The 12,738-nt window shown below is 69.1% G+C and carries 3 protein-coding genes; all 3 read right to left on the bottom strand.

Annotation, left to right across the window (positions count from 1 at the left end; all coding sequences use genetic code 11):
• Positions 1-557: 557 nt before the first annotated feature.
• Positions 558-6,389, bottom strand: coding sequence for an ATP-binding protein (locus STRIP9103_RS27135; RefSeq protein WP_009324259.1), 5,832 nt, complete (start codon positions 6,387-6,389; stop codon positions 558-560).
• An 8-nt stretch (positions 6,390-6,397) separates the two neighbouring features.
• Positions 6,398-8,662 carry a hypothetical protein gene (locus tag STRIP9103_RS27130; protein ID WP_009324263.1) on the bottom strand — a complete coding sequence of 755 codons (2,265 nt, stop codon included), beginning with the start codon at positions 8,660-8,662 and terminating at the stop codon, positions 6,398-6,400.
• A 2-nt stretch (positions 8,663-8,664) separates the two neighbouring features.
• The coding region (locus STRIP9103_RS27125) for a helicase C-terminal domain-containing protein (protein WP_048821060.1) at positions 8,665-12,738 on the bottom strand (4,074 nt) is incomplete at its 5' end.

Below are 12,738 nucleotides of genomic sequence, written 5' to 3'. Positions count from 1 at the left end.
CCCCACGACAAACACACTCAGCATCAAGTTCGACACCCTGCGCCACCACACAACCCCCAAATGACATCATCCCCGGTCCAGCCGCGGACCAGAAGTCGGATCTTCAAGATCCAGTCGCCCCGCCCTGGCACCGCTACACCGCCCCGACCCCGTGAAGAACTGGTTCGTACGCCGCCTCCAGCCACCCCGGGCGGACGGCAAGCGACTCATTCCGGGAGACCAGAGAACCAGTTCCCTCTGACGCCGCCCCTCTGGGTAGCCCATCTACATGTCGGCGCCTGACAGCAGTGAGAGACGCTGTCGAAAATCTTGATCTTCGAGGATCTTCGTACCTGGCCGGTCCTCGCAGAAGCGGTCGGTGAGCCGCCGGACCGGAGCCCGGCGCTGTTACCGACCGATGTACCTCTACAGATCGCGGTGACCACTCTTGGATTCCGCAAGTTGTGGCACCACCGCTCCGCCTGGACACATGCCAACACCTGCTTCTGTACAGCGACCAACGCTGCGCCACACGGCTAGCGGGTGGTCCGGCGCCACTGCTGGCACCGGAACCATGCTCACCCGAGTGACGAGCCTCTGACGCGCTGTTGCAGTGGCCAGGCTCGGCGGACCGTCGGGTCCAATTGGTAAAGCTGTTCGTCGTCCTGGGCGAGGACGTCGAGGATGCGCAGCTCTTCCAGGGCACGTTGCGGTGCGGGGTGGGAGCCCTGAAGGAGCTCCACCAGGTCGTCCCACGGCAGAGGTTCGTCGAAGGCGACCAGCTCGGTCAGGAGTGTGCCCATGTCAGGGGATGACGTGAGCCCGAGCCCGTCCAGGAGGGCGGTGCCGAGATCACCGGTGGCGACTGCCTCGTGGACGTTCTTGCAGATCGCCAGAACGCGGCGGCCTTGTCGGGCCTGTCGGAGTGCTGTGTCCAGGAGAATCGGCCAGCCCCCGGTGGCCTCCATGAGCCGGTTACGGGCCTCCGTCTCCGCGAAGGGCTCGAGCGCCTCCACGTCCGTGGCCCAACTGCTGATTCCTTCGAGAGTGACCCGGCGCAGCGGGATCAGGACGTTGTCGGGATCGAACTCGGCCGCGAGCGCCACATGCTCGGCCTTGCAGGCGTCGGCCAGCGCGACAACGGTCCGGGTGACACCGGCCGGCGGCTGAATCGTCTCCACCTGCCGGAGGCTCTCCCTGGCCCTGTCCAGATCCTTGAAACGGCTGAGCTCCACCACCACGATGCGGTGCATAGGACCGGGCCGACCCGTACTGAGCAGGTCCTTGTAGCGCTGCCGAGATTTGGAACAGACAATGGGTTCCAGCTTGGAAGGAGCCCTGTTCTGCTGGTCCTCAAGCACGGCCTCGACAGTGTCCAAGCCGGTGGCGGTACTGCCGATGACGATTCGCAGCTCATTTCCCGGAGCGGTGAGGCGGGCGAGCTGCTGTTCGGTGAGCGGGCTGATGCGGCTGTCGCCGGTGATGGGCCGCCTCGCCTGGGCCGCGGTGAGCTTGGTCAGCGGCTTGGAGGTGTCGTGGTTCTCCAGAGCCTCCTCGATCGCATGCTGATTGCCCAGGAGGCGAAGGACGTTGGAAGAACGCAGTCGCCAACCCTGCGGGTCGCCGGCCAGGATCCCCAGGCCGGTCATCTCCTCCAGCAGCGCGCGGAACTCGTCGGGGCCCTGGCCAGTGAACCCCTGCGGCCACCATTCGTCGCAGGCCCTGCTCAGCGCCCGGGTGGGCATTCGGTGATCGACACCGCCCGCGTGCGCTTCGAGGGCCACGACGAGCGCGATGAGCTTGTAGCGAGGATCCAGTTCGAGGGTCAGGTTGATCGTGTTGCGCGTGCGGTCGGTGAGATCCTGCGACCCGATGACCCGTTCGAGGACGGCGTTGTCGACATGCCACGGCGGTGTACCGGGAGCGGGCGGCGTGCTGACGCGAGTGTTGAGAGACGCCTGCACGAGTGCCTGCCCGGCGAGCTGAAGCAGTTTGGGGTGGTAGTTGCAATAGGCAAGGATCCGGTGGATGAGCTCGTCAGGAATCCGGACTCCCAGAGCTTCCAGGGGCTGTCGGACGAGTCGGAAGGCCGGTGCCGGCGCCAGCGGTCCGATGACGACGGGCTTGCCGAAGTGGGCGTCGTACAGAGGCTGATTCGGCAGGCCGGAGAAACGCTGCACCTGGTGGAGGCCGGCGAAGACGGGCTTAAACCTGCGGTTGGTGTTGCTCATGAGTTCCCGCAGGCGCGTCGTCTGGGGGAAGTTCTCCTGCGCCTCGGCATCGAAGAAGATGTCGCACTCGTCGAACAGGACGAGGAGCCGGCGGGCAGAGTCGTCGTCGAGCCAGGCGGTGATGGCGGCGGTGACACGGTGTTGCGCGGTGCCACGCCGGGCCTGCCGGACCGGCGGGCCGATGTCCTTGCGGTCGAGTTCACGACCGATCATGTCCCACAGCTCGTCGGTCTTCTGACCGAGCCCGAGCGTGGTGGGCAACGCGATGTAGAGCGCGACATGACCCGGCGTCGTCTCGAAACGGCGTGCGGCGGCGCGCAGGAGCGCCGACTTGCCGAGCTGGCGTCCTCCGTACAGCAGCTGGGCGCCTGTCATGGAGGTGATGTCGCTGAGTTCTTGCTGGCGCCCGTAGAACATCTCGCTGGGGACGGACTCGTTCGCGTCGGGGCGATAGGGGTTGGTGGCGGCGAACGGCGCGAGGATGCGCTCCGTCGTGGTGAACCGGTTGCTGGCCTTGGACGCCAAGTAGGCCACGGCTGCGGCATCCAGGCACAGCAAGGGCTTCATGGGCTGTTTGGCCGTCTGCAGAGCGAGTTCACGACGGGAGGCGGCGGGCAGTGTGCCCAGGACGACGACGAGGATGGGCAGAGTGCTGGTGTCCTGGTCCGCCCACGCAGTCAGGGTGGTCACGTCCGACACGTCGGGAGTCAGGAGTACGCGCAGTCGACCGCCCGCCTCGGAGCCGAAGGCCGGGAGCCGACATCCACCCAGCAGCTGAACATCGGTGAGTTCGATCCACCTCCGGTTGGGGGCGTACGGACCTGCCGGGTATTCGCTGCCGTACTCGATGCCCGCGATGCGCAGTGCGCTGCGGAGCAGATGGTTGCCGCTCTTGAGGGTGCGCCAGTTCCTGAGGAGTTGGGCCCAGGCACGCAGCGTCTCGGTAGTGGTATTGCGCTCGCGGGTGCGCAGTTGGGAGAAGTCCAGACCGGCGTGCGTGCCACCGCCGTCAACGGCCTCGATGAGCTCCGGTGTGATGCCCTTGGGGAGGCTGTCGGGCACCGAAGGGAAGAACTGTTCGAGGTCGTTCTCCGGTGCCGAGGTGGGCGGGTGTTCTCCGGCGAGCGCGGTGAGCAGGTAGTCCTCTGCCGTCGCCAAGTCCCCTGCGTCGACGAGTTGCGTGATTCTCGTCATGACGTCGCCGGGGACGCCTCCCTGCGCGTTGTTGATCTCCTCCTTGGCACGTTGCATGAGGTCGGACCTGGCTCGGTCGGCAAGCCGGGGCATGATGTCATTGATGGCGTCAATCTGCCGGTCGACAGCGCTGAAGTCGTCGCCTGCCAGGTCGGTTTCAGCGGCTTCGACCCGTGCCGTGACATCGGAGCGGCCCGGTTCGGGAAGGCGACCTTGCCGGGTGGCGGTCGCCACGAGGCTGCGGATCTCGTCGATCGTCGCGCGTGCCGTGGCCAGCGCATGGCCGCGGGCCTGCTCGACGGCGTCTCGCAGCGAGGTGTCGTCGTCCTCAGACTCGCCTTCCGCCGCTTCCACCGCCGCACGTGCCGCCGCGAAATTGCCGGCTACCGCCTGGTCACGTGCCGCCTGTGCCCAGGTACGGGTCTGAGCGTGCGCGATGTCGTCCAACGTCACCTCGCGCGCCGGTTCCAGCGCCCTGGTCAGCGGAAGACGGGAGCAGCGCAGCAGGTCGGCGTTGAGCGCACTGCCCGGCGCAGGTTCGGCGCCAGGCAGCGTAGCGCCGTCCAGCAACCGGGTAGTGGTCCGGATGCTGTCCAGGACCGTCTCGGCCACGGCGGCGCTGAAGGGCTCGGTGACGGTGTCCGCATGAGCGCGCAATTCGGTGTAGGCGTCGTCGGTCTGCGCGCGAACGTCACGGCGGAGATTCGCGAGCACACTGTTCGGCGAGGGGCTACGGGCCGCGCTGCGGGTGGCCAGCAACCAGGTGTTGACGATGTCGAGCGAATCCGCGGCGTACTGAAGAATGCGGCGCCGAGCAGCACCCTGCAGTACGGCACTGTTGCGGCGGAGCCGGTTGTCGATGTCCTTGAGTTCTTTGGCCAAAGCGGCAGCGGTGAGCCGGCGCACCTGGGCAGCGACTTGGTCGACGCGGTCGCGCAGGTCGTCGGCCGCCGTCGCGACCAGTGACCCGATCAGGCCGTCGGCGTCCCACCAGGAGCGGACGATCGCCTCTGCGCGGGGGAAGTGGAGGTGGCGCGGCGCGGCGAGGTGTAGGCGGGCGTCCTCCGAAGCCCGGCTGACCTCGGTGTCGGCCTCGGTGATGCTCTCGAAGACGTTGAGGCCTTCTGCCGCGCTGAGTTGGCCGCGTGCGGAGGCCGTCCCCACCGCGCGGCACAACTGCTGAAGGTGTGTCATGCCGGAGCAGTTGGCGGCAAGGGCGTTGACCAGTTCACCGGCGTTGGGGTCGGCAGTGAGGAGGGCTGCTCGGAGAGCGGCAGCAAGCAGCAACATACGCTCGTCCTGACCGGTCACGCTCGGGTGACCGATTTCCAGGTCGATGCGCTCGCGTACGGCTCCGGCGCACGGGCCCGTCTCCGAACGTACACAGTGCGCCAGTTGCAGGGTCTCCAGCGCCTGCTGGAGGGAAGGGCGGCCTGCGGCGTGGGCCGCGTGTCCCGCCAGCGCGAGTTCGCCGGTGGAGATCAGACGCGTGATCAGCGCGATCTCCGCGGGAACAGGCTCTGGTACCGCCCGCTCGGCGGCGGACGGTGCCAGGGCTTCCGTCGCTTCGGTCTCCGTGGCCTCCGACAACGGGGGCTCGGTGCGGACGACCGCGGGTAAGGCGGCAGGAGCGGCTTCGGACTGTGGAGCCGTCTCCGGATCGGGCACCTCGTCGGAAGACTCTGCCGAGGTGGATTCGGGGGCGGGAGCAGCAGGTGGAGGGGGCACTTGTGTAGTGGGGGGACCGACCGTCGGCTTCTCCGCGTCGCCTGCCGAGCCGTCCGGTGCGGTCACCTTGCCGCGCAGGATCAGGGCGGCGACGCTGCTGACGTCCTGGGGTGCCTCTTTGAGGAAGGCAAAGAGTTCATCGACGGCTGAGTCGTCGTCACCCTCGTGGGCATCCGCCAGCGCGACGAGCAACCGCAGATGCTCCGAATCGGCCGCGGGGGCGTCGAGCAGCCGCAATGCCTGTTCACGGACGGACTCCAGGGATGTGCTGCCGGACAGGCCCTTGAGCGCGGCGACACGCAGCAACGCCGCACGATTTACGGCCTGTTGCGCCTGCTCGGCCGCGGCAGTACGGGCGGCGGCGCACAAGGACCGGATATCGGCCGGATCCGGCGGCACGGCCACGGAGACCCGGGTACCGAGATCTTCGTGCACCTCGAGCGCGGCACTCCGCAGAGCGGTGAGGGCGGCGATGTCGTCGTGGGCGGGCACCCGCTCCGACGTCAGATGGGCGGTGACGCGCGCTGCGGCAGATCGTGCAGAGACGAGCAGCGCATTCAGGTCCTCGGCCCGGGTACTCCAATCGGCGCGTTCCGGCTCCCCTCCCGTGGGCGACCGGTCAGGTGCGAGGTCGGTGTTCGCAGCCTGTGACGACCCCGTCTCCGTGTGGCGAACGTCCTGGGAATAGGGCATGAGAAAGAGCCAGGCTCGCTCCAGGGCGGAGCAGGCGTCGATGGTGTTCTGCACGTCCTCCTTCGGCCACGCGGGCATGGGGAACCTCTGCAGGGCGTGGCGCAGGAGGGCAGTGTGGCCGGGTGAGCAGAGGGGAGCCGAGAAGGCGGCCAGCAACAGCTCCGGACGGGACTCGGAGAACGCGGTGACGGCCTCGTCGAGATGCTGGTCACCGCCGTGCCGCTCGTGCTCTCGGAGAGCGCTGACGAGCGCGGTGATGGTGGGCTGGGAGATGGTGCCCGCAGCCCGCTTCTGCGTATCGGCGTTGCGTTTGCGCAGTGTGGCCAGACACTGCTCGGCAGCCCGCGAACTGAGCCTGGCGGAGGGCACACGCAGAGTCTGGAGCATGGCGATGCGGTCACGGTTGCGTACGCGTTGCAGCAGTTGGAGCAGGGCCGCGGCATCGAGTGCGGTGAGTACGTCCCCGATGGGGTTGCCCAGGCGGTCGATGGCCTCGCACAGCTTCTCGGCCAGGTCGGCCGGCGGCTCGGGCAGCTGAGGCGTGTTCGATGTTTGTCGCGTCATGGTGGACCTCAAGTGCATCCGCTCAAGTCGTCGTGCCAGGAGGGAGGTTGTTCGGTGCCGCGCCGGTGACCGCGGACGAAGGTGTAGCCCTCGGGGAGGGTTGTGTCGGCGTCCGGACCGAGCATCTCGATGCGCCACCGCGCATAGGCAACTCGTGCGTGATCGCTTGCCTGCCGCCCCGAGGGGAGCTTACGACGATCAGGTGGTACGTAGTGCGCTTTTACATGATTTCGTAGCACCCGGTGTTCAAGTGCGCCCGGACGCATTCGCGTTGTGGGCGCCTTGTCACCCGGCCACCAGATGAACAGGTCCGGTTCGCCCGCTCCCGTCTCGCGCTCCAGCAGCCCTCGGTCGGCCATGTCTTCACAGGTATGAATCACTGTCCACATCAGCTGGGGCGGCACGGGACCAGGTCCGAACAGCGCTGCGCTGAGTCGATCGCCCCGCATGGAGCGGGCGTCGAACAGGCCCGGTGTCCCGTGGCGGCGCAGTCCCGCGACGACGAGGGAACACAGGCTGTCGACCGCTGGGGCGTACCCGGTGCGCCCCGTCCGTCGAGGAGCCGGGGGCTGCCGCTCCGGCTCTTGCGGTGTGAGGCCGAGGTGGCGTCGTAGGACGCCGATGTCGCAGTCCCAGGAGAACGGGCCGTGACCGTCGAGATGAAGGGGCTCGTCCAGCGGGGCCGTGATGGCGTGCAGACGACGTCCCCCGCGCGGCACGGTGACGGTAAGTCTGATGCCGGGATAGAACGACCATGGCCAGGCCACGCCGGTCAACCCTGCATCCGTCAGGCCGATCTCCTGTGGTTCCCGGGGGTCCTGCGCATCATCGTCGTGATGAAGTTCGAGGATGAACGGGCCGTCTGGCAAATCCTCCCGGGCGATGGTCGGCAGCGGAAGGGTGCCGTCATCGATGTGGCGCGGCAGCAGACAGCAGGTGTAGACGGTGAGGCTGTCGTCGAGATGCTCGACGGCCGGTACGGGTTCATCAGGTGCGGTCTCCTCCAGCAGGGCTGGTGCCGAAGTGTCCTCCGGCGGGGTGCAGGGCTCCCCTGACGGCTCCTGCCGGACTGGGGCCACCTCCGGGTCCGGCGGTGTGGCGGGGAGGGAGCCCGTGTGCTCGCGGTGTCCGACACCCAGCGGTTCCAACGGGTCGGCGCCGTCGACATACCAGGGAACGGGAGGCTGCTGTGCACGCCAAATGCCGCCCTGTTGCCACAGGTCATCGATACGCAGGTCGACCTGTGCCGTGGGCTGGGTCGCACGGTCGGCGATCGCGAGGTTGACGACAGCTTGGGAGACCAACGCGTTCGTCCCCTCGGTGAGGTCCCGTGCCCCTGCCGCGTCGGCGGCGGCACACAGCAGAGGCCAGATCGCGGTGTAACGCGGAGGGCCGGTACGCGCACGGTGGACCCGCTGGGCGACCTCGTCGACCGTGGAGCCCGGCAGGCCGACCGTGTCGATCGCGGTCACGGCGTACGGACCCCACGTACGCAGGCCGGGCGAACGGCGAAGCAGATCGGCGATGGTCTCGAAGCTCGCGGCGAGTGCCAGGTCCAACAGGTCGGTGTCGTGAGGGTCGTCGATGAGCCCGGCGAGCGGACCGGTGGCCAGCAGAGGACGTGCTTCGCCGAGCAGATACCTTTGGTAGAACGCCGCGTCCTCGAGCAGCGGGAGTTCAGGCGTCTGATACAGGGCGGTGGACGTCAGGTGCCCACGCGTGTCGAGGAGTCCGGACCTGCGCAGTCTGGCGGTCTCCTTCAACTCGATCGCGGAGGGCGGGCCGAACGCGCCGGTGTCCACGACCAGGGTCTCCTCGCGCTCCCAGAGGCCGTCCGGACGAAGGAAGCCGGCGCGGTCGCCCGAACGGGCGGCGGGCATCCAACCGTCGTCGTCACACTCCCGGGATGCGCCGAACTTGCCCACGGCCTCCGCCCACAGCCAGCGTGTTCCGCGCTCGATGCGGATGAACGCGCCGACCGGTACCGCGGACCGGGCCGCGTCCGCGGCGGGACGGACCGCGTGGAAGCACTCCGGATCCAGTAACGCCGAGTGGTAAGCGCCGAGGGCGAGGTCAAAGCCGAAGTGCAGCGCGTTCCAGGCACAGGCGAGGTGCAGGACCCCGCCGCGTGCGACCGCGACCTGGCGCAGATAGCGGCTCGTACGTTCCGCGACAGCCGTATCCATCTGATCCGCGCCGAGCAACAGTTCCGGTACGAACAGCGGTTCGTCGTTGAAGGGCGCCCACGCGGGCGGCTCAGTCAGGGGCAGCATGCTCACACCTCCTGCGGCGGGCGATCGGCGTAGCGGCGCAGCCGCCACAGGGCCCCGTCCTTGGTGGGCAGCACATGGCCGTCCGCATGGAGGCGTTGGAGGGCCGCGATCACGTCCGATGAGTGGATTCCGGGATCCACACCGCGCAGCCGGTGGTACAGCAGGCGCGGCCACAGCGGTCTGCGGACACCGTCCTTGCGGGAGAGGTAGGTCTCCTCGCCGCGCAGCACACGGCGGATCATCGCCGGTGTCAGGCCTCGGTAGTTGTCCCAGAGCAAGGCGTAGATCCACTGGTCGGCCGCGCGCCGGTAGGGTTCGCCGTCACGGTGCACCGCCGGACGTGGCCGCGGAGTGTTCAAGGCCTGCAGCAGACGCGGTGTCCTCGCGGCCGAGACATCGGTGGCCCAGCAGGCCGAGCAGCGGGTCGCCGCGGTCGCGCACACGTGCCCGTCGCCACCGAGCGGGCTGCCGGTGAAGTAGACGCTGAATGCCTCGGTCGCGCAGTCGGCGGCGCTGTACCAGTCGCGCAGGTCGGCGAGGTCCTGGCGGGCGCGTTCCCGGGCGGCGCGCATGCGGGCGTCGAAGGCGTCCGGCAGAGCCGTGCCGTCGGGTACCCGGACCGCCGTCAGGGTGCGCCGGTTACCGGCCTGGGAGACGTCGACCACGCCCAGGTCGTGCAGGGCGGCGAGCGCAGTCCACGCGGCGGCGGGGTCGGGCACCACCGGACCCGCTGCGCTGTCCCGAAGGAGCGCGTACACATCGGTCACCTGGTGGCTTCCGGGCCTCTGCTCGGCGAGATCGCCGACCACCGCCGCGGCCGGGCCCCATTCGGAGCCGACGGGGCGGGCTGCGCCGGGTATCGGCGTGATCCGCACGCGCTCGGGGAAGTCCCCCAGGTCGGTGAGCGCGTCCAGCGAGGCCAGGACGGCCAGCGCGCGTACCACGGAAGTGCGGTATGTATCCCACACGGCGGTCTGCTGAGCCTGCTGGGCCGGCAGCAGCCCCGCCTGGAGGTCGGCGGCCATGCAGTCGGCTGCGAGCCGCTCCGGGTCGAGGTTCCCGGAGACACCGGCTCGCAGCACCGACTGGCCCAGCCGACGCAGTACATCGGGTGAGAGGCCCTGCGCCGCCAGCCAGGCCACGGTCCGCAGCCCGCGCCCCGTTCCGAGTGCCATACCGGTCGACGGGGCGTCGACCTCGTTCTGCGCCCGCCCGGCCTGGTCCCGGCCCGCACGACCGAGCTGCTGGTAGAGCGCCGACAAGTCCGTGGGCGGCGACACCACGAACACACAACGGATGTCGCGGCGGTTCATCCCCAGCCCGAACGCGCTCGTCGCGACGATCAGCAGCGGCGCGAACCCGTCCTCGCCCCGGCCCGGCGCTTCCTTGAACTCCGTGAGCACTGCGGCCTTCTCCGCCTCCGACAACCGGCCGTGGAAACGCCTCACGCGCTGGCTGCCCTGGACAGCGAACTCTCGCAGATGGGCGTAGAGCGCCTCGACCTCCTTCACCGTCAGGCAGTAGAAGATCGCATGGTCCTCGCACGCTTCTGCGACCCGCTCGACGAGACCAGCGACGGCCTGAGGACCGCCCGACCGCATCGTCCGTCGGTAGACCGCCAGTTCGGGACGGAGCGGTGACGCCTGCACTGTCACCAAAGTCTCATCACCCGCCGCCGTGCCCTCCAGGCCGAACAGTCCCTCCCGGAGTCCGGCTCGGACCTGCCGGTTCGCCGTCGCGGTCACCGCCGTGACCCGCACCCCGAACCGCTCTCGCAACTCGCGGAGCAACACCTCCACGCGGCGGAACCCCGGACGGAAGTCGTCACCCCACTGCACGAACGTGTGCGCCTCGTCGACTGCCACCCGCTCCAGAACACCGGTGCGCGCGGCCTGCCTCAGCAGATCCGCGAAACGTCTATCGGCGAGTCGCTCCGGTGAGACGTACACCAGCTTGATGCCGTGCCGACCAGTCCCGCGGAGTTCCTCGGCTACCTCCGTCTTCCCGCCGCGGCTGTTCGATTCCGCCATGGGACCGACCAGCGCCCGCACCGCGCCGCCGACCGCGGACGACAGCTCCAGTGCCTGGTCGGCCATCAGCGCCACCAACGGCGAGACCACCACGGTCACGCCCGGCAGGACCAGCGCCGGCAGTTGGAAGGTGTACGACTTCCCGAACCCCGTCGGCAGCAGTGCCAGCACATCCCGGTTCTCCCCCACCGCGCGGAACACGGCATGCTGCTCGGGCTTCAACGTCATCGGGCCGTCCTGGAAGCGCAGGTGTCCGGCGACCGCCTCGCAACGCTCGGCCAGCCGGGAAGGGAGCGTCCCGTCCTCGCGGGCACGCACGACTTCCTCGGGACTGAGCCCGGCCTGGCGAATCAAACGCGTGGCGGGCAGCAACGTGTGCTCCTCCAACGCCTGCGGTGTGCACAACTCCTGTGCGCGCGAGGCGTCCAGGCGCCCCTGCTCGGCAAGAAAGCGCCAGATGATCTCCCATCCCTGAGCCATCGTCACGATGTTCCCACCCGCCGCCTCGCCCGTGAGCGGATCGGCTGTGAGCAGCCCCGGATCCAGCGACTCCAGGAAGACCTGGCGGTAGGCGCGGCGCAGGGCGGTCGTCCCGGCGAGTTTGCGGTCGCTGATCACCACGACGCCCCGGTGGTCCACCGAGCGCAGCAGCCGTCCCACGGCCTGGCGCAGATCCATCGCCGCCAGCGGCAGGTAGTACTCACGCGTCGCGGCTGCCTCGGGGTCGGCCGCCCCAGCCGCCCTCGCCCGCTCCGCGGCTGCCGCGCGCCGAGCGGCTATGATCGGGTCCGCGAAAGGTGCGAACGGAAGTTTGTTGATCCATACCAGGCCCAGCCGCCGTGCGGGGAAGTCGACTCCCTGCCACATGCCGCGCGTGGCGACGCAGAAGCCGCCCAGGTCATGGAACTCCCTCGCCGCTCGCGCGTTGCCCAGCAGCGGCGCCACCGCCACCGGCAGTGAAGCTCCGTCCACGGCCAGCTGCTCCGAAAGCCGCTCCGACACCGCCTCCGCCGCCGCCGTTGACGTCGTCAGCACCAGCGCACCGTGCTCGAAGGCCCCGTGCCGTTCACGGACCACCTCACGCGCGTAGCCCGCCAGCTGGTGCGCGACCGTTCGGTGGGCGGCCTGCGGATGCTCGGCCCAGCTCGGGAAATCTGAGAGACACAGCAGCCGGGCCTGCCAGGAGGCGTCGAACGGACTCGGCAGCGCGATCCCATCCACTTCGCCGCCCAGGCCGAGACGCTGCCGAACGAAGGCCCAGGACCCCGCGACCGTGAGGGTCGCCGACACATAGAGGATGCGGCCGAAGCCACTACGGACCCGGTGCCACTGCGGATCCGCGCTCAGCTCGATCGGCGCGGAGGAGACCGAGAAGGGGTAGCGGCGCGCTGTCACCGCGGCGGTCACCTCACCACCCTCGCTCGCGAAGACGACTCGATTCGCCAAACCCGTTCTCGCCGTCAGCCCGGGCAGAACCTGTTGCAGCGGCTCGTCCACCAAGTCCTGCGTGCTCTCCGGCGGCTCCTCGTCCCACTCCGGTTCGTCGTCGCCGTCATCAGCAGCCGCCTCGTCCGTGGTGTCCACCGGTTCCGGGGACGTCCCCAGCACATCGCGAGCGTCGGCCACCACCGTCGCGGCCTCCTGCGCCAGCACCCCCACACGCGCGATGAGCAGTGCGGCACGTTCGCGTTCCCACCACGGCGCCTGCCGTACCTCCGGCAGCCGCGTCAGCCGCACCAACTCCCGGCCCGCTGCCTGAGCCCAGCCCCCCAGCCGCTCAAGGCGGCCCAGCAGCTGACGGGCCCCGGCCACCGTGATCAGTCCCCCGTACGGACTCGCCAAGGTCGCGACGCGCCGTCCCGGTTCGCCTCCCACCACGTCGAAGACCCCCTGCGCCGCACGGGGCATCGCCTCGGTCTCCAGCAGCCGTTGTCCTTCGCGCAGCAGCCTCGCGAACTCCGAGATATCGGCGCGTTGGAACTCGCGGGCCCACCGCTCCGTGTCGGCGAACAGGTTCTCCACCGCGCGGATGTCGACCTGCGCCGT

The organism is Streptomyces ipomoeae 91-03, assembly GCF_000317595.1.
In the GTDB taxonomy this organism is placed as follows: Bacteria; Actinomycetota; Actinomycetes; order Streptomycetales; family Streptomycetaceae; genus Streptomyces; species Streptomyces ipomoeae.
This window is presented reverse-complemented; position numbering and strand designations above follow the sequence as displayed.

Bases quoted from the DNA above. Each gene is read 5' to 3' on its own strand.
- STRIP9103_RS27135 (WP_009324259.1), bottom strand. From the start codon at position 6,389: ATGACGCGACAAACATCGAACACGCCTCAGCTGCCCGAGCCGCCGGCC.
- STRIP9103_RS27130 (WP_009324263.1), bottom strand. From the start codon at position 8,662: ATGCTGCCCCTGACTGAGCCGCCCGCGTGGGCGCCCTTCAACGACGAA.